This window comes from Streptomyces sp. NPDC002386 (assembly GCF_053593175.1).
Genome location: NZ_JBSFBX010000008.1, coordinates 271,248 through 290,880, shown reverse-complemented (window position 1 = coordinate 290,880; position 19,633 = coordinate 271,248). Strand labels below are relative to the sequence as shown.

23 protein-coding genes are annotated in these 19,633 nt (G+C 73.8%); 16 read left to right on the top strand and 7 right to left on the bottom strand.

The window, feature by feature from the left end; translation table 11 throughout:
* Position 1: 1 nt before the first annotated feature.
* The 5 genes from priA to ACWCPN_RS18590 all read left to right on the top strand — a co-directional run bounded on the left by priA (position 2) and on the right by ACWCPN_RS18590 (position 3,880).
* A complete protein-coding gene (gene priA, locus ACWCPN_RS18610) occupies positions 2–727 on the top strand; it encodes a bifunctional 1-(5-phosphoribosyl)-5-((5-phosphoribosylamino)methylideneamino)imidazole-4-carboxamide isomerase/phosphoribosylanthranilate isomerase PriA (RefSeq protein WP_365126580.1) in 726 nt (241 codons plus the stop codon).
* Positions 724–1,128 carry a RidA family protein gene (locus ACWCPN_RS18605; RefSeq protein ID WP_451207242.1) on the top strand — a complete coding sequence of 135 codons (405 nt, stop codon included), beginning with the start codon at positions 724–726 and terminating at the stop codon, positions 1,126–1,128. Before priA ends, ACWCPN_RS18605 begins: the two co-directional genes overlap by 4 nt.
* Entirely contained in the window at positions 1,125–1,880 is a 756-nt protein-coding gene (hisF, locus tag ACWCPN_RS18600; RefSeq protein WP_199210185.1) for an imidazole glycerol phosphate synthase subunit HisF, read from the top strand. The genes ACWCPN_RS18605 and hisF overlap by 4 nt, the downstream gene beginning before the upstream one ends.
* Positions 1,881–2,025: 145 nt before the next feature.
* Positions 2,026–2,613 carry an ArsR/SmtB family transcription factor gene (locus ACWCPN_RS18595; RefSeq protein ID WP_199210184.1) on the top strand — a complete coding sequence of 196 codons (588 nt, stop codon included), beginning with the start codon at positions 2,026–2,028 and terminating at the stop codon, positions 2,611–2,613.
* Between the two features lie 13 nt (positions 2,614–2,626).
* Positions 2,627–3,880: an MFS transporter gene (locus ACWCPN_RS18590; RefSeq protein WP_451207238.1), complete on the top strand. Its 1,254-nt coding sequence runs from the start codon at positions 2,627–2,629 to the stop codon at positions 3,878–3,880.
* Between the two features lie 3 nt (positions 3,881–3,883).
* On the opposite strand, the gene ACWCPN_RS18585 is transcribed toward ACWCPN_RS18590, so the two are convergent.
* On the bottom strand, positions 3,884–4,282 hold the full coding sequence (locus ACWCPN_RS18585) for a VOC family protein (protein WP_199210182.1): 399 nt from the start codon (positions 4,280–4,282) through the stop codon (positions 3,884–3,886).
* A gap of 54 nt (positions 4,283–4,336) precedes the next feature.
* Positions 4,337–4,972, bottom strand: coding sequence for a TIGR03085 family metal-binding protein (locus ACWCPN_RS18580; protein ID WP_451207235.1), 636 nt, complete (start codon positions 4,970–4,972; stop codon positions 4,337–4,339).
* Between the two features lie 130 nt (positions 4,973–5,102).
* Between ACWCPN_RS18580 and hisI the strand changes: the two genes are divergently transcribed.
* From hisI to lgt, 11 genes are all read left to right on the top strand, one after another.
* The gene (hisI, locus tag ACWCPN_RS18575) at positions 5,103–5,507 is read left to right on the top strand and encodes a phosphoribosyl-AMP cyclohydrolase (RefSeq protein WP_451207232.1); all 405 of its coding nucleotides are present in this window, start codon (positions 5,103–5,105) and stop codon (positions 5,505–5,507) included.
* Positions 5,508–5,518: 11 nt separating this feature from the next.
* Entirely contained in the window at positions 5,519–6,997 is a 1,479-nt protein-coding gene (locus tag ACWCPN_RS18570; protein WP_451207229.1) for an anthranilate synthase component I, read from the top strand.
* Between the two features lie 50 nt (positions 6,998–7,047).
* A complete protein-coding gene (locus tag ACWCPN_RS18565; RefSeq protein WP_365126568.1) occupies positions 7,048–7,689 on the top strand; it encodes a TIGR02234 family membrane protein in 642 nt (213 codons plus the stop codon).
* A 165-nt stretch (positions 7,690–7,854) separates the two neighbouring features.
* Entirely contained in the window at positions 7,855–8,112 is a 258-nt protein-coding gene (locus ACWCPN_RS18560) for an HGxxPAAW family protein (RefSeq protein WP_451207227.1), read from the top strand.
* A gap of 95 nt (positions 8,113–8,207) precedes the next feature.
* Positions 8,208–8,645, top strand: coding sequence for a DUF2752 domain-containing protein (locus ACWCPN_RS18555; protein ID WP_451207224.1), 438 nt, complete (start codon positions 8,208–8,210; stop codon positions 8,643–8,645).
* Positions 8,646–8,778: 133 nt separating this feature from the next.
* Positions 8,779–9,588 (top strand): indole-3-glycerol phosphate synthase TrpC, encoded by an 810-nt coding sequence (gene trpC / locus ACWCPN_RS18550; RefSeq protein WP_392294999.1) that lies wholly within the window; start codon positions 8,779–8,781, stop codon positions 9,586–9,588.
* A 21-nt stretch (positions 9,589–9,609) separates the two neighbouring features.
* Positions 9,610–9,804: a tryptophan biosynthesis modulator TrpM gene (trpM, locus tag ACWCPN_RS18545; RefSeq protein WP_365126562.1), complete on the top strand. Its 195-nt coding sequence runs from the start codon at positions 9,610–9,612 to the stop codon at positions 9,802–9,804.
* Positions 9,805–9,998: 194 nt separating this feature from the next.
* Positions 9,999–11,282 carry a tryptophan synthase subunit beta gene (gene trpB, locus ACWCPN_RS18540; protein WP_199210175.1) on the top strand — a complete coding sequence of 428 codons (1,284 nt, stop codon included), beginning with the start codon at positions 9,999–10,001 and terminating at the stop codon, positions 11,280–11,282.
* Entirely contained in the window at positions 11,279–12,097 is an 819-nt protein-coding gene (trpA, locus tag ACWCPN_RS18535; protein WP_451207221.1) for a tryptophan synthase subunit alpha, read from the top strand. The genes trpB and trpA overlap by 4 nt, the downstream gene beginning before the upstream one ends.
* Before the next feature lie 107 nt (positions 12,098–12,204).
* Positions 12,205–12,984, top strand: coding sequence for a DsbA family protein (locus ACWCPN_RS18530; RefSeq protein ID WP_451207218.1), 780 nt, complete (start codon positions 12,205–12,207; stop codon positions 12,982–12,984).
* Between the two features lie 82 nt (positions 12,985–13,066).
* Positions 13,067–14,080, top strand: coding sequence for a prolipoprotein diacylglyceryl transferase (gene lgt, locus ACWCPN_RS18525; protein ID WP_451207215.1), 1,014 nt, complete (start codon positions 13,067–13,069; stop codon positions 14,078–14,080).
* An 87-nt stretch (positions 14,081–14,167) separates the two neighbouring features.
* Here the strand turns inward: lgt and ACWCPN_RS18520 are convergent, their stop codons facing one another.
* Genes ACWCPN_RS18520 through ACWCPN_RS18500 form a run of 5 tightly spaced genes read right to left on the bottom strand, consistent with a single transcriptional unit; the run spans position 14,168 to position 19,626 of the window.
* Complete coding sequence (locus tag ACWCPN_RS18520; RefSeq protein WP_451207212.1) at positions 14,168–14,980, bottom strand: HpcH/HpaI aldolase/citrate lyase family protein; 813 nt, start codon at positions 14,978–14,980, stop codon at positions 14,168–14,170.
* A complete protein-coding gene (locus tag ACWCPN_RS18515; protein WP_451207209.1) occupies positions 14,977–16,197 on the bottom strand; it encodes a CaiB/BaiF CoA transferase family protein in 1,221 nt (406 codons plus the stop codon). Before ACWCPN_RS18515 ends, ACWCPN_RS18520 begins: the two co-directional genes overlap by 4 nt.
* Positions 16,194–17,087: a ribokinase gene (gene rbsK, locus ACWCPN_RS18510; RefSeq protein WP_451207207.1), complete on the bottom strand. Its 894-nt coding sequence runs from the start codon at positions 17,085–17,087 to the stop codon at positions 16,194–16,196. Before rbsK ends, ACWCPN_RS18515 begins: the two co-directional genes overlap by 4 nt.
* Positions 17,084–18,445, bottom strand: coding sequence for an ADP-ribosylglycohydrolase family protein (locus tag ACWCPN_RS18505; protein ID WP_451207204.1), 1,362 nt, complete (start codon positions 18,443–18,445; stop codon positions 17,084–17,086). The genes rbsK and ACWCPN_RS18505 overlap by 4 nt, the downstream gene beginning before the upstream one ends.
* On the bottom strand, positions 18,433–19,626 hold the full coding sequence (locus ACWCPN_RS18500) for an ADP-ribosylglycohydrolase family protein (RefSeq protein ID WP_451207202.1): 1,194 nt from the start codon (positions 19,624–19,626) through the stop codon (positions 18,433–18,435). Before ACWCPN_RS18500 ends, ACWCPN_RS18505 begins: the two co-directional genes overlap by 13 nt.
* Positions 19,627–19,633 lie beyond the last annotated feature (7 nt).

The window sequence follows — 19,633 nt, the reverse complement described above, 5'->3', positions numbered from 1 at the left end:
CATGGCCAAGCTCGAACTCCTCCCCGCCGTCGACGTCCGCGACGGCCAGGCCGTGCGCCTCGTGCACGGCGAGTCCGGGACCGAGACCTCCTACGGCTCCCCGCTGGAGGCCGCCCTCGCCTGGCAGCGCTCCGGCGCCGAGTGGCTGCACCTGGTCGACCTCGACGCCGCCTTCGGCACCGGCGACAACCGGGAGCTGATCGGCGAGGTCGCCAGGGCGATGGACATCAAGGTGGAGCTGTCCGGCGGCATCCGCGACGACGACACCCTCGCCGCGGCCCTGGCCACCGGCTGCACCCGCGTCAACCTCGGCACGGCCGCGCTGGAGACCCCGGAGTGGGTCGCCAAGGTCATCGCCGAGCACGGCGACCGGATCGCGGTCGGCCTGGACGTGCGCGGCACGACCCTGCGCGGCCGCGGCTGGACCCGGGACGGCGGCGACCTCTACGAGACGCTGGCGCGCCTCGACAAGGAGGGCTGCGCCCGCTACGTCGTCACCGACATCGCCAAGGACGGCACCCTGCAGGGCCCGAACCTGGAGCTGCTGAGGAACGTCTGTGCCGCCACCGACCGCCCGGTCGTGGCCTCCGGCGGCGTGTCGTCCCTGGACGACCTCCGCGCCATCGCCGAGCTGGTACCTCTCGGTGTCGAGGGCTCCATCGTCGGGAAGGCCCTGTACGCGAAGGCGTTCACCCTGGAAGAGGCACTGGAGGCAGTGGCGTCATGACATCCGAGACCGTGCGGCGCGTGCAGAGCGGAAGTCCCTGGGAAGAGAGCTTCGGATTCGCGCGCGCCGTCGCGGCGGGTGACCGGGTGCTGGTGGCCGGCACGACGTCCTTCAAGGGCACCGTGCTGTACGGGGAGGGCGACCCCTACGAACAGGCCAAGGTGGCCTTCACCAGCGCCCTCGAGGCGATCGGTGAGTTCGGCCTCGGTATCGCGTCCGTGCTGCGGACCCGGATGTACCTGACCCATGTGCGGGACGTGGACGCGGCGGGCCGCGCCCACAAGGAGCTCTTCGACTCCGTCCGCCCGGCCTCGACCCTGCTGGTCGTGGAGGGCTTCGTCGACCCGCGCATCCTGGTCGAAGTGGAACTAGAGGCATTCAGAGGAGCCGTGACCTCATGACCCTGGCGGTCCGAGTCATCCCCTGCCTGGACGTGGACAACGGCCGGGTCGTCAAGGGCGTCAACTTCCAGAACCTGCGCGACGCGGGCGACCCCGTCGAGATGGCCAAGGTGTACGACGCCGAGGGCGCCGACGAGCTGACGTTCCTGGACATCACCGCGTCCTCCGGCGACCGGGAGACCACCTACGACGTGGTGCGCCGCACCGCCGAGCAGGTCTTCATCCCGCTGACGGTCGGCGGCGGCGTCCGCACCGCGGAGGACGTGGACAGGCTGCTGCGGGCCGGCGCGGACAAGGTGGGCGTGAACACCGCGGCCATCGCCCGCCCCGAACTGATCCGGGAGATCGCGGAGCGGTTCGGCCGGCAGGTCCTGGTGCTGTCGGTGGACGCGCGCCGCACCGAGGGCGGCGCCTTCGAGGTGACCACCCACGGCGGCCGCAGGGGCACCGGCATCGACGCCGTCGAGTGGGCCCACCGCGCGGCCGAGCTGGGCGCCGGGGAGATCCTGCTCAACTCCATGGACGCCGACGGCACCAAGGACGGCTACGACCTGGAGATGATCGCCGCGGTCCGCAAGCACGTCACCGTCCCGGTGATCGCCTCCGGCGGCGCCGGCCGGCTGGCGGACTTCCCGCCGGCCGTCGACGCGGGTGCGGACGCGGTCCTGGCGGCCTCCGTCTTCCACTTCGGCGACCTGCGCATCGGTGAGGTCAAGCAGACCCTGCGGGAGGCGGGCCACCCCGTGCGGTGACGCCTTCCCGAACACCCGGCCCCGGCCGCCCGACGAGGCAGCCGGGGCTTTCTCATGGCCGGGACCCCGCTTTCCCCGCAGATGCGAAAGAGAAGTTGCGCAACATTCATTGTGCAATTTTTCTTTCACATCTAGAGTCGGAGACATGACAGCCAAGGGGAGCCGTCCCATCACGGACGTGGGCACGCTGAAGGCACTGGCCCACCCGCTGCGGATGAAGCTGTACCGAGCCCTGTGCGTGGCCGACAAGGCGACCGCGTCGCACCTCGCCGACCAGGTCGACGAGGCCGTCTCGCTGGTCAGCTACCACCTGCGCAAGCTCGCCGAGCACGGCCTCATCGAGGAGGCCCGGCCGCAGAGCGCGGACGGCCGGGAACGCTGGTGGCAGCCCTCCTCCGAGGGCGTGAGCATCCGTGACAAGGACTTCCGGGACGCACCCGAGACGGCGGCAGCGCACCTGGCGGCGACCCGGCTCTTCCACGACCAGCGCACCGACCTCTACCGCCGCTACCTCGACGAACGGCCCACGTGGAGCGCCGAGTGGAACGCGGCCGCGGCCGACAGCGAGTCCCTGCTCCGCCTCACCGCGCCCGAACTGCGCGAACTGCAGGACGAACTGCTCGCACTGATCCGCCGGTACGACGAGTCGGGCCGGTCCGCCGAAGCCGACGGCGAGACCGAAGGGCGCGAGCACGTCGCGCTGCACGTGTACGGATTCCCGTTCCGCGTCTGAGAAGGGCCCCGCCGTGACCGAAACGCTCATACCCCCGGCCTCCGCCACCGAGGACCGCCCCGCCCACCGCGACTCCAACGTGCTGCGCTGGCTCGGCGCCTACACCGCCTCCATGCTCGGCGACAGCGTCTACTACATCGCCCTGTCCTGGGCCGCCGTCCAGGCCGGCACCCCCGCGCAGGCCGGTGTCGTGATGTCCGTCAGCGCGCTGCCCAGGGCCGTGCTGATGCTCGGCGGGGGAGTGCTCGCCGACCGGCTCGGCCCGCGCCGCGTCGTCATCGGCAGCGACGCCGTGCGCTGCGCGGCCGTCCTCGCGGTGGCCGCCCTGCTGTTCCTCACCGGCCCCGGCCTGTGGCCGCTCGCGCTGCTGGCCCTGCTCTTCGGCACCGTCGACGCCGTGTTCATGCCCGCCGTGGGCGCCCTCCCGGCCAGGATCACCGGCAAGGGACAGCTCGCCCGCGTGCAGGGCATGCGCGGCCTCGCCATCCGCTGCGCGGGCGTCGCCGGCGCCCCGCTCGGCGGACTCGGCGTGGCCCTGGGCGGCGCGCCGGCCGCCTTCGCCCTCGCCGGACTGCTGATCGCCGTCTCCGTACCGCTTCTGATCTCCGTGCGCCTGCGCCCCCTGCCCGGCGACGACAAGGCCGGCGCCCCGCGCACCACCGCCTGGGCCGATCTGGCCGGCGGCCTGCGCTACATCCGCGGCCACCGCGTCCTCGCCCCGCTCATGCTCGCCATCGCCCTCGGCGACTTCGGCTTCGTCGGCCCGCTCAACGTCGGCCTGACCCTGCTCGCCGACCGGCGCGGCTGGGGCGCCGCCGGCATGGGCTGGGTGCTCGCCGGATTCGGCGCCGGAGCGGGCGCCGCCTCGCTGCTGCTCGCCGTGCGGGGCCGGGTGCCGCGCGCGGGACTGGTCGCCGGCTGGGCGATCCTCGCCGGCTCGGTCGCCATCGGCGCCCTCGCGTACGTGCCCCAGCTCGTCGGGGCGGTCGGCATCGCCCTGCTCATCGGGCTGCTGGCCGGGCTCAGCGGGGTGCTGTGCGGAGCCCTGCTGCAGACGCTGACCGACCCCGCCTACCTGGGCCGGGTCACCGCCGTCGCCAGTGTGGTCAGCCTCGGCCTGGCCCCGCTGAGCATGCCCTTCGCCGCCGCCGCCATCGGGGCCTTCGGTCTCGGCCCGGTGTTCGTGACCAGCGCCGCGGTCTGCGGACTCGGCGGGGTGGTCGCCCTGGCCGTCTCCGGGCTGCGCCGAGCCGAACTGCCCCGCTGACGCTCACACCCTCGGCTGAGTGAGCTGCACCAGGTTGCCGACCGAGTCGTCGAACACCGCCGCGAGCACCGGGCCCTGTTCCCGCGGGGGATGCGGGAACCGCACACCGAGCCCGCGCAGCCGCTCGTACTCCGCCGGCAGGTCGTCCACGGAGAAGACGATGCACGGGATCCCCGCCTCGTAGAGCGCCGTGCGGTACGGCTCCGCGATCGGGCCCTGCCCGGGCTCCAGCAGCAACTGGAGGTCCGGCTGGGCCCCCTCGCGCGCCCCCACCGTGACGAAGGGCGTACCGCCTCCCGGATCCATGTGCAGCCGGGTCTCGAACCCCAGGACCTCCGTGTAGAAGGCGTGCGCCTTCGCCACGTCGTCCACGAACACACTGGTCATCGCGACCTTGATCATGCGGCGCCTCCCGGATGCCCGGTCCCGGATCCCACGGTCCCGAAAGGCCCGGCTTCAGAAGCCGAGCTGCTTCGACTCGTGCAGGGTGGCGATCGCGTTCTCGTCGCCGTCCAGCTCCACCTTCGCCTCGCTCTGCCGGCCGAAGGCGAACATCAGCAGCTCCGAGGGCTCACCGGTCACCGTCACCACCGGCACACCCCGGTGCGCCACCGCCGTCTGGCCGTCCGGGCGGCGCAGCACCAGACCGGTCGGCACGCCCCGGCCCAGCAGCCGGGCGGTGCGCTCCAGACGCGACCACAGGGCGTCCTGGAACACCGTGTCCAGCTCGCGCGGGCTCCACTCCGGCTGGGCCCGGCGCACGTCCTCGGTGTGCACGTAGAACTCGACCGTGTTGGCGGCCTCGTCGACCTGCTTGAGCTGGAACGGCGAGAAGCGCGGCGGACCGGTCCGGATGAGCTGGATCAGCTCCTCGAAGGGCTTCGCGGCGTACTCGGCCAGCACCTTCTCCAGGCGGGAGGCCAGCGGCTTGATCAGCGCGCCACCCGCCGCGTCCGGGCGGCGCTCGCGCACCACCACGTGCGCGGCCAGGTCCCGGGTCCGCCAGCCCTCGCAGAGGGTGGGGGCGTCCGGCCCGACGGTTTCCAAGAGGTCGGCGAGCAGGAGCCGTTCACGCTTGGCGAAGGTCGACATGGAGTCAGCCTACGACTCCGTAACCGGTCCGCCCACCCGTCACCCCGCCACCCGGGCCCGTCCCGGATGCCGTCCACCGACCGCCCATCCCCTGGACAGGAACCCAAAACCGTCCGGCCCACGCGGCACAATGGCACCCATGACCAGCTCTCTCGCCCCCGAGATCGCCGCGCGCCTGAAGCGCAGCGCCGACGGACTCCTCCCGGCCATCGCCCAGCAGTACGACACCGGCGAGGTGCTCATGCTCGGCTGGATGGACGACGAGGCGCTGCACCGCACGCTGACCACCGGCCGCTGCACCTACTGGTCGCGCAGCCGCCAGGAGTACTGGGTCAAGGGAGACACCTCCGGCCACGTCCAGTGGGTGAGGTCGGTCGCCCTGGACTGCGACGCCGACACCGTGCTGGTCAAGGTCGACCAGGTCGGCGCCGCCTGCCACACCGGCGCCCGGACCTGCTTCGACGAGGACGTCCTGTTCCGGGACGACTCCGGCGCGAGCGCCCCGCAGGGCCGCCCGGCGACCGCTGGTCAGTAGGGTCTGCCGCCATGGACCTCGAGACCTTCCGCAAGCTCGCCACCGACCGGCGTGTCATCCCGGTCACCCGCAAGCTCCTCGCCGACGGCGACACCCCGGTCGCGCTCTACCGCAAGCTCGCCGCCGAACGCCCCGGCACCTTCCTGCTGGAGTCCGCGGAGAACGGGCGCTCCTGGTCCCGCTACTCCTTCGTCGGCGTGCGCTCCGCGGCCACCCTCACCACCGTCGACGGCCAGGCGCACTGGCTCGGCACCCCGCCCGTCGGCGTCCCCGTCGACGGCGACCCGCTCGCCGCCCTGCGCGCCACCGTCCAGACCCTGCACACCCCGCACCAGGAGGGCATGCCGCCCTTCACCGGCGGCATGGTCGGCTACCTCGGCTACGACATCGTCCGCCGCCTGGAGAAGATCGGCCCCGGCGAGCGCGACGACCTCGGGCTGCCCGAGCTGACCATGCTCCTCACCAGCGACCTCGCCGTCATGGACCACTGGGAGGGGTCGGTCCTGCTGATCGCCAACGCGATCAACCACAACGACCTCGAGACCGGCGTCGACGAGGCCCACGCCGACGCGGTGGCCCGCCTCGACGCCATGGAGGCCGACCTCGGCCGCGCGGTCGCCCAGCCCCCGGCGGTGCTGCCGCCCTCGGAGCTGCCCGAGTACACCGCCCGCTGGGGCGGCCCCGACTTCCGGGCGGCCGTCGAGGACGTCAAGGAGCGCATCCGCGCGGGCGAGGCCTTCCAGGTCGTGCCCTCGCAGCGCTTCGAGACCCCGTGCACGGCGAGCGCGCTCGACGTCTACCGGGTCCTCAGGGCCACCAACCCCTCGCCGTACATGTACCTGTTCCGCTTCGACGGGTTCGACGTCGTCGGCTCGTCCCCCGAGGCGCTGGTGAAGGTCGAGGACGGGCGCGCGATGGTCCACCCCATCGCCGGCACCCGGCACCGCGGCGCCACCCCGCAGGAGGACCAGGCCCTCGCCGACGAACTGCTCGCCGACCCCAAGGAACGCGCCGAGCACCTGATGCTGGTCGACCTCGGCCGCAACGACCTCGGCCGGGTCTGCGAGCCCGGCTCGGTGGAGGTCGTCGACTTCATGTCCATCGAGCGCTACTCGCACGTCATGCACATCGTCTCCACGGTGACCGGCCGGGTCGCCGAGGGCCGGACCGCCTTCGACGTGCTGACCGCCTGCTTCCCGGCGGGCACCCTCTCCGGCGCACCCAAGCCCCGCGCCATGCAGATCATCGACGAGCTCGAACCGTCCCGGCGCGGCCTGTACGGCGGCTGCGTCGGCTACCTCGACTTCGCGGGCGACTCCGACACCGCGATCGCCATCCGCACGGCCCTGCTCCGCGACGGGACCGCCCACGTCCAGGCCGGGGCGGGCATCGTCGCCGACTCCGACCCGGCCGCCGAGGACCAGGAGTGCCGGAACAAGGCCGCCGCGGTGCTGCGGGCGGTGCACACGGCCAACCGACTGGGCGGTTAGAGCGCCCGTGCCGAACCCCGGGTGACGCCTCACCCGGGGTTCAGGCGATAGTGGAGTACGTGACTGCCGTACCTCACCCCCGTTCCGAAGCCGCCGCACCCAGCCGGTCCGGCCGGCGGAGCCTCGCCGTGGCCCTGCTGTCCGGCGCGCTCGGCGCGGCCGTGACCCTGCTCGCGAGCCGGCAGCGCTGGTCGGAGGGCACCGCCACGGTGGCCGGCGGCGCGTTCCCGCTGACCGCCAAGGGCAGCGACGTCACCGGCGTCCCCGCGGCCCTGGCCATAGTGGGGCTGGCCGCGCTCGTCGCCGTCTTCGCCGTCCGCCGGGCCGGCCGCCTCGCCGTCGCCGCGCTGCTCGCGCTCAGCGGCGCCGGCATCGTCGCCGCCGCGTTCGCCGGGGCCTCCGACAGTTCCGCGCTGGACGAGGAGGCCGCCCGGACCACCGGCGACACCTCGGCCGCGGTCACCGCCCTGTCGCACACCGGCTGGCCCTACGTCGCCGCCGCCGGCGGCCTGCTGATCCTGCTCGCCGGCGTGCTGGCGCTGCGCTACGGAGCCCGCTGGCCCGCGATGTCCGGCCGCTACGAGCGCGGCTCGGACCGTCCGCGCCGCAAGGCCGGGCCGCCGGCCGACCCGGAGCGCCCCGAGGAGATCTGGAAGGCCCTGGACCGCGGCGAGGACCCCACCGGCGCCTGAGCTCGCGCCCGCACCCGGCCGGATGTGGCGAACCAGACGCCACCCCCGCGTCCGGCACGCGCGTGCGTACGGGACAATGGACGAAGAGCGCCCGGCTCGGACGGTGACGCGCTCGCAACCGTACGGACACGTACTTCGACACGTACAAACAACGAGGAGCAAGTCATGGCGGGCAGCAGCCACGGTCACACCCCGGCCGCCTGGACCGGCGTCATCATCGCCTTCATCGGTTTCTGCGTCGCGGGTGCCTTCATGGTGATGGCCCAGCCGGTCGGCTTCTGGGCCGGCATGGTGATCGTGCTCCTCGGCGGCGTCGTCGGCGCCGCCATGCGCGCCATGGGCCTCGGCCAGCACAAGCGCACCCGGACCGCCCCGCACGGCGGCCACGTCACGAGCCGCGAGCCGGCCGGCGCCGAGGGCTGAGCCCGCCGCAGCGCACCCGCGAGGGGCGGCCCCACCACATCCGGTGGGGCCGCCCCTCGCGCGCGTGCGGCGCGCGTGCGGGGCAGAATGCCGACGTGAACCCCGACAGCGGCATCGCCCCGCGCACCACCCCCGCCACCCGCTGGAACCGGCTCGTCGTCCCGGTCGGTGTCCTCGCGGCCGTCGCCGGGGCCTTCGCGTACGTGGGCAGCGTCGACCCCAACGAGCCCGGCCACTACCCGGTGTGCCCGCTCTACGGCCTGACCGGCCTGTACTGCCCCGGCTGCGGCGGACTGCGCAGCGCCCACGCCTTCGTCCACGGCGACCTCCTCACGGCCCTGCACGACAACGCGGCGGGGGTGGCCGCCTACCTCGGCTTCGCGGTGCTGTGGACCGTCTGGGTGGTGCGCGCGGCGCGCGGCCGGGCGGCGCGGTTCGAACCGGGCCGGGTCCCGATGTGGACCGCCGGCGCGCTGCTGCTGGTGTTCACCATTGTCCGGAACCTGCCGTTCGGCGGCTGGCTGCATCCCTGACCCCGCGGCGGACGTCCAGGTCGTGGGACCGCCGTCCACCGGATGCGAGGCCTCGGCCGTCCTCCGGATACCATCGCAGTGACCACAGGTTTCGGAACCTGAAGGAACGACCGTCTGAAAGGGGGCCGCTCGCGTGAGTGTGCTCGACGAGATCATCGACGGAGTCCGTGCCGACCTCGCGGAGCGGCAGGCGCGCGTCAGCCTCGACGAGCTCAAGGAGCGCGCGGCGAAGGCCCGCCCCGCCAAGGACGGGGTGGCCGCGCTCAAGGGCGACGGCGTCAAGGTCATCTGTGAGGTCAAGCGCTCCAGCCCCTCCAAGGGCGCGCTGGCCGCGATCGCCGACCCGGCCGGGCTCGCGGCGGACTACGAGGCGGGCGGCGCCGCCGTCATCTCGGTCCTCACCGAGGAGCGCCGTTTCGGCGGCTCGCTGGCCGACCTGGAGGCGGTCCGCGCGCGCGTGGACATCCCGGTCCTGCGCAAGGACTTCATCGTCACGTCGTACCAGCTCTGGGAGGCTCGCGCCTACGGCGCCGACCTCGCGCTGCTGATCGTCGCCGCCCTGGACCAGCCGGCCCTGGAGTCGCTGATCGAGCGCGCCGTCTCCATCGGCCTCACCCCGCTGGTCGAGGTGCACGACGAGGACGAGGTCGAGCGGGCGGTGGACGCGGGCGCCCGGGTCATCGGCGTCAACGCGCGCAACCTGAAGACCCTGCGGGTCGACCGCGGGACGTTCGAGCGGGTCGCCCCGGAGATCCCCGACCACCTCGTCAAGGTCGCCGAGTCCGGAGTGCGCGGGCCGCACGACCTGATCGCCTACGCCAACGCCGGCGCCGACGCGGTGCTGGTCGGCGAGTCCCTGGTCACCGGCCGCGACCCCAAGGCCGCCGTGTCCGACCTGGTCGCCGCCGGCGAGCACCCCGCGCTCCGGCACGGGCGGGGCTGACCTCCGGATAGGCTGGCCCCGATGACTCCTCCGATCACCCCGGCGACGCGGGACGCCTACGCCCGCCTCGCCCGCGGCTGCCGGCCCCGCGGCTGCCGTGCCCCCGCGCGGCGGGTGCACGGGCGGCGGGTCCGCTACGTGATCGGGGACGAGCCCGGACAGGTGAACGGCATGCGATGGCGTCGCTCCGCGTGCGCTTCACCCGCGGTGAGCTGAGCCGCGTCTCCTTGTGAACGCCGGTTCACCGGCCCGGTCCCTCCCGGCCGCCCGGGGGCTTCCGTCCCCGGACCCCCGCCTCCGCACACCCACCCACCGACTCGGGTGCTGTGGGAGACACCGCTGAGGGCAGCGCGCGCGTACTCGTACCCCAAGTCCGGCAACCCGGGGCCCAGCCCCTGCGAGGTATCCGTATGCCCAGCGAGTTCTTCATTCCCGATCCCACCGGCCAGGTGCCCAGCGCCGAAGGCTACTTCGGCGCGTTCGGCGGCAAGTTCATCCCGGAGGCGCTCGTCGCCGCCGTGGACGAGGTCGCCGTCGAGTACGACAAGGCCAAGGCCGACCCCGAGTTCGCCCGTGAGCTCGACGACCTGCTGGTGAACTACACCGGCCGGCCCAGCGCACTGACCGAGGTGCCGAGGTTCGCCGAACACGCCGGTGGCGCCCGCGTCTTCCTCAAGCGGGAGGACCTGAACCACACCGGCTCCCACAAGATCAACAACGTGCTCGGGCAGGCCCTGCTCACCAAGCGCATGGGCAAGACCCGCGTCATCGCCGAGACCGGAGCCGGTCAGCACGGTGTCGCCACCGCCACCGCCTGCGCGCTGTTCGGCCTCGACTGCACCATCTACATGGGCGAGGTCGACACCCGGCGGCAGGCCCTCAACGTCGCCCGCATGCGCATGCTCGGCGCCGAGGTCGTGGCCGTGAAGTCCGGCAGCCGCACCCTGAAGGACGCCATCAACGAGGCGTTCCGGGACTGGGTGGCCAACGTCGACCGCACCCACTACCTGTTCGGCACCGTGGCCGGCCCGCACCCCTTCCCGGCCATGGTCCGCGACTTCCACCGGGTCATCGGCGTCGAGGCCCGGCGGCAGCTCCTGGAGCGCGCCGGGCGGCTGCCCGACGCCGCGATCGCCTGTGTCGGCGGCGGTTCCAACGCCATCGGCCTCTTCCACGCCTTCATCCCCGACGAGGGGGTCCGGCTCATCGGCTGCGAGCCCGCCGGGCACGGCATCGAGACCGGCGAGCACGCGGCCACCCTCACCGCCGGCGAGCCGGGCATCCTGCACGGCTCCCGGTCCTACGTCCTGCAGGACGACGAGGGCCAGATCACCGAGCCGTACTCCATCTCGGCCGGCCTGGACTACCCGGGCATCGGCCCCGAGCACTCCTACCTCAAGGACTCGGGCCGCGGCGAGTACCGCGCGGTCACCGACGACGCGGCCATGCAGGCCCTGCGCCTGCTGTCGCGCACCGAGGGCATCATCCCGGCCATCGAGAGCGCCCACGCCCTCGCCGGCGCCCTGGAGGTCGGCCGGGAGCTGGGCCCGGACGGCCTGATCGTCGTCAACCTGTCCGGCCGCGGCGACAAGGACATGGACACCGCGGCGCGCTACTTCGGCCTCTACGACACCGACGCCGAGGTGGCCGCCAACGAAGCCGACACCGCCGAGATCGAGGGGGACGCCAAGTGAGCGGCAACATCCGGCTGTTGACGGACACCCTCGCCGCCGCGAAGGCCGAGGGCCGGTCCGCGCTCATCGCCTACCTCCCGGCCGGGTTCCCGACCGTGGACGGCGGCATCGAGGCGATCAGGGCCGCGTTCGACGGCGGCGCGGACGTCGTGGAGGTGGGTCTGCCGCACAGCGACCCCGTCCTCGACGGACCGGTCATCCAGACCGCCGACGACATCGCGCTGCGCGGCGGGGTCAGGATCGCCGACGTCATGCGCACGGTCAGGGAGGCCCACGAGGCCACCGGCAAGCCCGTGCTCGTGATGACGTACTGGAACCCCATCGACCGCTACGGCGTCGAGCGCTTCACCGCCGAGCTGGCCGAGGCGGGCGGTGCGGGCTGCATCCTGCCCGACCTGCCGGTGCAGGAGTCCGCCCTGTGGCGGGAGCACGCCGAGAAGCACGGCCTCGCCACCGTCTTCGTCGTCGCCCCCAGCAGCAAGGACGAGCGGCTGGCGCGGATCACCGAGGCGGGCAGCGGCTTCGTCTACGCGGCCTCGCTGATGGGCGTCACCGGCACCCGCGAGTCCGTCGGCGCGCAGGCGCACGACCTGGTGGAACGCACCCGGGCCACCGGCACCGGACTGCCCGTGTGCGTGGGGCTCGGCGTCTCCAACGCGGCCCAGGCCGCCGAGGTCGCCGGGTTCGCCGACGGCGTCATCGTGGGCTCGGCGTTCGTCAAGCGGATGCTGGACGCCCCCGACCACGCCGCCGGTCTCGCGGCGGTGCGCGAGCTCGCCGGTGACCTGGCCAAGGGTGTGCGCCGACAGGCGTAGGCACCCATAGGCGGCGTCATCCGTTCACAACGGAAGATTCGGTCACTCGAACGAGTGGACCTCGGGCCGGGGAGGCGCGCTGCGCCTCCCCGGTTCGTTCTGGGGGTGTGAGCGAGAAGAACCGTGACGGAAAGCGCACCGCCCGCGAGCGGATTGCGACCGAGCGTGAGAAGCAGCGGACCGCGGACCGGCGGCGCCGCACGCTGATCGTGGGCGCGAGCGTCGTCTGCGTCCTGGGACTCGCGGCGGTGATCGGCGTGGTCGCCGCCAAGTCGGGCAAGGGCGGGAAGAGCAGCACCGCTTCGGGCCCGGTCGTGGTCCCCTCGGGCGCGAAGGGCCAGGACAGCCTGGCGATCCCGGTCGGCAAGGACGGCGCCAGGTCGACGCTCACGGTCTGGGAGGACTTCCGCTGCCCGGCCTGCATGTCCTTCGAGACGCGGTACCGCCGGACGCTGCACGAGCTGACCGACGCGGGCAAGCTCAGAGTCGAGTACCACCTGGTCCGGCTGATCGACGGCAACCTCCGCGGCACGGGCTCGCTGCGCGCGGCGAACGCCGCGGCGTGCGCCCAGGACGCCGGCAAGTTCCGCGACTACCACGACGTGCTGTACGCGAACCAGCCCCAGGAGACCGACGACGCCTTCGGGAACAACGCCAAGCTGATCCAGCTCGCCGGAAAGGTGAAGGGGCTCGACACCCCGGCGTTCCGCAAGTGCGTCAACAACGGCACCCATGACGGCTGGGTGAACAAGGCCCACAAGGCGTTCGAGGCCGGCGGCTACGGAAGCACGCCCACCGTCCTGCTGGACGGCAAGAACATCTACCAGGACCAGACGATGACCCCGGAGAAGCTGAAGCAGATGGTGGAGCAGAAGAACCAGGGGTAGGTGTTTCCCACCTCCCCGTTATGGACCCGTAGCCCGTCCGCTTGCCGTCCTCCCGGCCCGGCACGGTAGCGTCGACCCTGCCATGGAACTTGCCTACATCCCCAGCCCGTCGCACGGGGTGCGCTATATCGGCCCCATCCCGCTGCGCGGCTACGCCTTCTGCATCATCATCGGCGTCTTCATCGCCGTCTGGCTCGGCAACAAGCGCTGGGTCGCCCGGGGCGGACGGTCCGGCACGGTCGCCGACATCGCCGTCTGGGCCGTGCCCTTCGGCCTGGTCGGCGGCCGCCTCTACCACGTGATCACGGACTACGAGCTGTACTTCAGCGAGGGCCGTGACTGGGTGGACGCCTTCAAGGTGTGGGAGGGCGGCCTCGGCATCTGGGGCGCGATCGCACTGGGCGCGGTCGGCGCCTGGATCGGCGCGCGGCGACGGGGCATCCCGCTGCCCGCCTACGCCGACGCCGTCGCACCCGGCATCGCCCTCGCGCAGGCCATGGGCCGCTGGGGCAACTGGTTCAACCAGGAGCTGTACGGACGTGAGACGCACGTGCCCTGGGCGCTGCACATCACCTCCTCCGAGGGCGGCCGGGTGCCGGGCTACTACCACCCGACCTTCCTCTACGAGTCCCTGTGGTGCATCGGCGTCGCCCTCCTGGTCATCTGGGCCGACCGCCGCTTCACCCTGGGCCACGGCCGGGCCTTCGCCCTCTACGTCGCCGCGTACTGCGTGGGCCGCGCCTGGATCGAGTACATGCGCGTCGACGACGCCCATCACATCCTGGGCCTGCGCCTCAACGACTGGACCGCGCTGATCGTGTTCCTGCTCGCGGTCGCGTACATCGCGTGGTCGGCCAGGAAGCGGCCCGGCCGGGAAGCGGTGGTCGAGCCGGGCGTCACCGACGCCGGGACCACCGGCCCCGAGACCGGGACCGAGGACGGGGCCGGGGAGAGCGCCCCGGCCAAGGCCGCGGACGAGACGGGCGACGACCCCGGGAAGAAGACCGGGGACCGGGCCGGGGACGAGCCCCGGAAGCCCGCCGAGCCGGATGCGGTGGAGGCCAGGGACGAGGCGGAGTCGGCGAAGAAGAGCTGACGGCCGAGGACACGCACCCAAGGGCGCTCCGGATCTCCGGAGCGCCCTTCGGCGTGACCGGCCGCGTGCCGCCGGACCGCCGCTCCGTCACTCCCGGCGCGCCAGCGACAGCGTCCGCCGCGCGGCGGCCACCACCGCCGCGTCGACGAAGCGGCCGTCGGGCAGGGCCTGGGCGCCCTGGTCCGACGCCGCCGCCTTGATGATCGTCTCCGCGTGCTCCAGCTCCGCCGGGGTCGGCAGGTAGGCCCGCTCGATCACCGGGAGCTGCCGCGGGTGGATCGCCGCGCGGCCCAGGAAGCCAAGGGCCCGGCCCCGGGCGCAGGACGCGGCGAGGCCGTCCAGATCGCGGATGTCGGGATGGACGGACTGCGGGGGCGGGGGAAGCCCGGCGGCCCGGGCGGCCACCACCACCCGGGAGCGCGGCCAGTCGAGACCCGCGTCGGCCCGTACACCGAGGTCGGCCCGCAGATCGGACTCGCCCAGGGAGATGCCCCGCAGGGACGGGTGGGCGGCGGCGATGGCGTAGGCGTGCTCGATGGCGAGGGCCGACTCCAGGAGGGCGTACAGGGGGCGGGCGGTGGCCACGGCGACCTGTCTGACCTGCCCGGCGGAGTCCACCTTCGGCAGCCGCAGCCCGGTCACGCCCGGCAGCGTGGCCAGGGCCGTGAGGTCCGCGGCCGCCCAGGGGCCGTCCAGCGCGTTGACCCGGACGTGCACCGGGACCCGCTGCGGCTCGGCCAGCCGTTCGGCCGTGGCCGCCCGGGCGTACTCCTTGCGGTCGGGGGCGACCGCGTCCTCCAGGTCGATCACCACCACGTCGGCGCCCCAGGCCAGCGCCTTGGTCACGACGTGCGGCCGGTCGCCGGGGGCGTACAGCCAGGTCAGCGGGTACGGCGTCACAGGGCGCCCTCCTCACGCAGGGCGCGCAGCTCCTGCGGGCCGAGGCCCAGCTCGGTGAGGACCGCGTCGGTGTCGGCGCCGTGCGGGCGGCCGGCCCAGCGGATCGCCCCGGGCGTGCCGGACAGCCGGAAGAGGACGTTCTGCATGCGCAGCGGGCCCAGTTCCGGGTCGTCGACGGTGGTGACGGTGTCCAGGGCCTGGTACTGGGGATCGGCCAGGACGTCCCGGACGTCCTGGACCGGGGCCACCGCCGCCTCCGCCTTCTCGAAGGCCGCGAGCACCTCGGCGCGGTCGCGGGCCGCGATCCAGCTCCCGACCGCCGCGTCCAGCACGTCGGCGTGCGCGGCCCGCTGCGCGCCGGTGGCGAACCACGGCTCCTCGATCAGCTCCGGGCGCCCCACCAGCCGCATCACCCGCTCCGCCACCGACTGGGCTGAGGTGGAGACGGCGACCCAGGCGCCGTCGGCGGTGCGGTAGGTGTTGCGCGGGGCGTTGTTCGCGGACCGGTTGCCGGTGCGCTCCTGGACGTAGCCGAGCTGGTCGTACCAGGTGGGCTGGGGGCCGAGGACCGCGAGGATCGGCTCGATGATCGCCATGTCCACGACCTGGCCCTCGCCGGTGCGGTCCCGTCCCGCCAGCGCCGTCAGCACCGCGTAGGCCGTGGCCAGCGCCGCGACCGAGTCGGCGAGACCGAAGGGCGGCAGGGTCGGCGGCGCGTCCGGTTCGCCGGTGAGCGCGGCGAACCCGCTCATCGCCTCGGCGAGCGTCCCGAAGCCGGGGCGGTGCGCGTACGGGCCGAACTGGCCGAATGCCGTGACCCGGGCCAGGACCAGCCGCGGATTGGCCGCGGACAGCTCGGGCCAGCCCAGGTCCCACTTCTCCAGGGTGCCGGGGCGGAAGTTCTCGATCACCACGTCGGCGGTGGCCGCCAGCCGTAGCAGCGTCGCGCGGCCGCCGGGCCGGGACAGATCGAGGGTGATCGTGCGTTTGTTGCGCCCGAGCACCTTCCACCACAGGCCGACACCGTGCTTCGCCGGGCCGTGGCCCCGGGACGGGTCGGGCCGCCCCGGATGTTCCACCTTGATCACGTCGGCGCCGTAGTCGCCGAGCAGGGTGGCGGCCATGGGGCCGGCGAAGAGGGTGGCCAGGTCCAGGACGCGCAGGCCGTCGAGGGAGCGGGGCTGCCCGGGGCGCCTGTTCTCGGGTTGTGTGCTCATGCGTTGTACTGCGCCTCGATCTCCGGGCGGTACGGCATCGACGCCGAAGCGCCTTCCCGCTGCACGGACAGGGCCGCGGCCGCCGCCGCCCAGGACAGCGCCTCGCGCACCGGCTTCTCCTCGGCCAGGGCCACCGCGAGCGTTCCGACGAAGGTGTCGCCCGCCCCGGTGGAGTCCACCGCCTTGACCTGCGGCGCCGGTACCACCAGCGGTTCGGCGCCCCGGGCCAGGTACAGGCAGCCGGTCGCGCCCAGCGTGACGACGACCTCGGGGATCAGCTCCATCAGGGCGGCGGCGGCCGCGTGGGGGTCGGTGCGGCCGGTGAGGGTGACGGCCTCGTACTCGTTGGCGACCAGCAGGTCGGTGGCCTCCAGGAGATCGGGGGGCAGCGGCTGGGCGGGGGAGGGGGTGAGGACCGTGCGGACCCCGTGCCGTCGTGCCGCCTCCGCCCCCGCGACCACCGCGGCCAGCGGGATCTCCAGTTGCAGCAGCAGGGCGTCGGCGGAGGCGATGACGCCCTCGTCGCCGGCGACGAGGTGGTCGACGGTGCCGTTCGCGCCGGGGATGACGACGATGGAGTTGCCGCCCTCGTCGTCCACCACGATGTGCGCGGTGCCGGAGGGGCCCTCCACCGTGCGCAGGAAGTCGGTGTCCGCGCCCGAGTGTTCGAGGGTGTCGCGCAGGCGGACGCCGAAGGCGTCGTTGCCGACCGCGCCGATCATCGAGACCGTGGCTCCGGCCCGGGCCGCCGCGATGGCCTGGTTGGCGCCCTTGCCGCCGGGGACGGTGCGGAAGTCCCGGCCGGTCACGGTCTCGCCGCGCTGCGGGGCCCTGGCGACATAGGTGACGAGGTCCATGTTCGTGCTGCCGAGGACGGCGATGTGGGTCATGGGCGGGTCGTCTCCAGGTGCGTGAGTCGGGCGAGGGTGTCGAAGCCGCTGCCGTCGAAGTCGGCGACGGTGGTGGCGAGCCGGTTCTTCAGCGGGGCCCGCCAGCGGTCGGGGAGCGCCTCCGGGCTGCCGGCCAGGAGGCCGGCGACGCTGCCGGCGGCCGCCCCGTTGGAGTCCGTGTCCCAGCCGCCGGACACCGCACGGCAGACGGAGCCGCCGAAGTCGCCGTCCGCGTGGCTGAGGGCGGCGACGGTCAGGGCGGTGTTCGGGATGGCGTGGACCCAGTGGTGGGTGGCCGCGTAGGCGGCGTGCAGTTCGTCCACGACGTCGTCGAAGTCCTCGTGCCGCGCGGCCAGCCGGAGCGCGTGGTCGACGGCCGCGGCCAGCCGTGAGCGGTCCGGGACCACCGTGCGGCCTGCGCGCAGGCAGGCGTGCACGTCCGTGTCGCCGCCGGCCGCCGCGGCGAGCGTGGCGGCCATGAACATCGCCGCGTACACGCCGTTGGCGGTGTGGGTGAGAAGCGCGTCGCGGTGGGCCTGTTCGGCGGCGGCCGCGGGGTCGCCGGGGTTGGTCCAGCCATGGACGTCGGCGCGGATCAGGGCGCCGATCCACTCGCGGAAGGGATTGCGGTGGCGGGCGGTGTGCGGGGGTTCGATACCGCAGAGCAGGTTGCGGAAGGCGACGCGCTCGGCGGTGAAGGCGCGGCCGGGCGGGAGCTCGTCCAGCCAGAGCGCCGCGACGTCCGCGGTGCTGAAGCCCCGGCCGTGGCGGCGCAGCAGCAGCAGGCCCAGCAGCGGGTAGTTGAGGTCGTCGTCCTCGGGCATGCCGTCGATGTTCTCGGCGAGGGACGTCGGGGCCGAGCGGCGGTTCCAGGGGTACTGGGCGAGGAGGTCCCCGGGGACGCCACGGGCCGTGAACCAGGTGGTCAGGGGCCAGTTGCCGGTGGCCCTCGCGAGGGCCCGGATGCCGTCGAGGGGGAGTTTCTCGACGGGCTTGCCGAGCAGGCAGCCGGCCGCCCTGCCCAGCCAGGCCGCTTCCAGCGCGAGGGGGGTGGTCTCCCCGCGGGGGCGCGCGGCGGGCCAGTCGGGGCAGGCGGCCCTGATCCCGGCCAGGTCCGTCGGCTCGTCCTCGGCCAGTCTGCTCGGCAGGTCGGCCAGCTCGTCCAGCAGGTCCTCCGCGAGGAGACGCAGATAGCGCGAGGCCCGCTGCGGTGAGGCCCCCGCCCGCTCCGGGGCCGCCGGGCCCCCGGCCGCCCGCCACCGCGCCTCGATCCGGGCCGGCTCCCGTCCGTCCAGGCGGGCCTGGACGAGTTCGTGGCCCAGCAGGTCCTCGGGCTGCACCCAGGTCAGTCGGAGCACGAGGTGCCTCCCAGCGCCGCGAACGCCCGCTCGTGCGCCCGTCTGCGGTCCACGTCCCGCCGGAAGATCTCGCGGGTGACCCCGGTGAGCGTGCGGGCCGGCTCCCACAGGTCCAGCCGGCTCGCCTCCGCCACCGTCTTCGCCCAGTCCCTTGGGACCGGCGAGCCCAGGGCGCCGGCGAGCGCGCCGGCCATCGTGGCGATCGAGTCGCAGTCGCGCCCGTAGTTGACCGAGCCCAGCACCGCGTGGCGGTAGTCCCCGCCGGCGACCAGCAGCATGCCCAGGGCCACCGGGAGCTCCTCGATCGAGTGCAGCCGGGAGGGGCGCCGGGCACCGAGGGAGGGGGCGCGGTAGTCGGGGCCGACCGTGTCGTACGGGGCGACCGCCGCCCGCAGCGGGGCCAGCGCCGACTCGAAGTCCCGGTGCCCTCGCGCCACTTCGCAGACCTTCTCGATCGCCGCGCGCGTGCCGTCCTTCGCCAGGTCCAGGCAGGCGGTGACCACGGAGTCCGGGGTGGCGCCCGGCGCGGTGGCGGCGGCGACCGCGGCGGCGAAGACCCCGGCGGCCTCGCGGCCGTACGACGACTGGTGCGCGCCCGCCACGTCCAGCGCCTCGGCGTAGGCGGCGGCCGGGTCGGCCGCGTTGACCAGGCCGACGGGGGCCATGTACATCGCCGCGCCGCAGTTGACGATGTTCCCGACGCCCGCCTCGCGCGGGTCCACGTGGCCGTAGGCCAGCCGGGCCACCAGCCACTTCTCCGCGAGGAAGAGGCGGTGCAGCGGCAGCGTCTCGGTCTCCAGCTCCGGGATCCAGCGCGGGTTCGTCATCAGGTCCGGGACCAGGTGGTCGGCGACCGCGTAGGCGTCCAGGTGGTCGCGGACCCGGGCGTAGACCCGGACCAGCGCGTGGGTCATCAGGGTGTCGTCGGTGACGTGGCCGTCGCCCTTGTGGTACGGGGCGATGGGGCGGGCGGTGCGCCAGTCCTCGCCGTGCCAGGGGCCGACGACGCCGTGGACGCGGCCGCCGTGGCGGTCGGTGATCTGGTCGGGGGAGTAGCCCTCGACGGGGCCGCCGAGCGCGTCGCCGACGGCCGCCCCGACCAGGGCCCCGGTGATCCGTTCGTCGAGACCGCTCAGCCGGGCCGGACCCGGCCCGCTGCTTTCTTCTCCTTTGGGCGTCATGCCCGAA

Coding starts and splice junctions, on each gene's coding strand:
- hisI (WP_451207232.1), top strand. CDS start 5,103: ATGGCACCCATGACCAGCTCTCTCGCCCCCGAGATCGCCGCGCGCCTG.
- ACWCPN_RS18605 (WP_451207242.1), top strand. CDS start 724: ATGACATCCGAGACCGTGCGGCGCGTGCAGAGCGGAAGTCCCTGGGAA.
- priA (WP_365126580.1), top strand. CDS start 2: ATGGCCAAGCTCGAACTCCTCCCCGCCGTCGACGTCCGCGACGGCCAG.
- rbsK (WP_451207207.1), bottom strand. CDS start 17,087: ATGACCCACATCGCCGTCCTCGGCAGCACGAACATGGACCTCGTCACC.
- ACWCPN_RS18560 (WP_451207227.1), top strand. CDS start 7,855: ATGGCGGGCAGCAGCCACGGTCACACCCCGGCCGCCTGGACCGGCGTC.
- lgt (WP_451207215.1), top strand. CDS start 13,067: ATGGAACTTGCCTACATCCCCAGCCCGTCGCACGGGGTGCGCTATATC.
- ACWCPN_RS18515 (WP_451207209.1), bottom strand. CDS start 16,197: ATGAGCACACAACCCGAGAACAGGCGCCCCGGGCAGCCCCGCTCCCTC.
- ACWCPN_RS18585 (WP_199210182.1), bottom strand. CDS start 4,282: ATGATCAAGGTCGCGATGACCAGTGTGTTCGTGGACGACGTGGCGAAG.
- ACWCPN_RS18580 (WP_451207235.1), bottom strand. CDS start 4,972: ATGTCGACCTTCGCCAAGCGTGAACGGCTCCTGCTCGCCGACCTCTTG.
- ACWCPN_RS18500 (WP_451207202.1), bottom strand. CDS start 19,626: ATGACGCCCAAAGGAGAAGAAAGCAGCGGGCCGGGTCCGGCCCGGCTG.
- ACWCPN_RS18595 (WP_199210184.1), top strand. CDS start 2,026: ATGACAGCCAAGGGGAGCCGTCCCATCACGGACGTGGGCACGCTGAAG.
- trpB (WP_199210175.1), top strand. CDS start 9,999: ATGCCCAGCGAGTTCTTCATTCCCGATCCCACCGGCCAGGTGCCCAGC.
- hisF (WP_199210185.1), top strand. CDS start 1,125: ATGACCCTGGCGGTCCGAGTCATCCCCTGCCTGGACGTGGACAACGGC.
- ACWCPN_RS18570 (WP_451207229.1), top strand. CDS start 5,519: ATGGACCTCGAGACCTTCCGCAAGCTCGCCACCGACCGGCGTGTCATC.
- trpM (WP_365126562.1), top strand. CDS start 9,610: ATGACTCCTCCGATCACCCCGGCGACGCGGGACGCCTACGCCCGCCTC.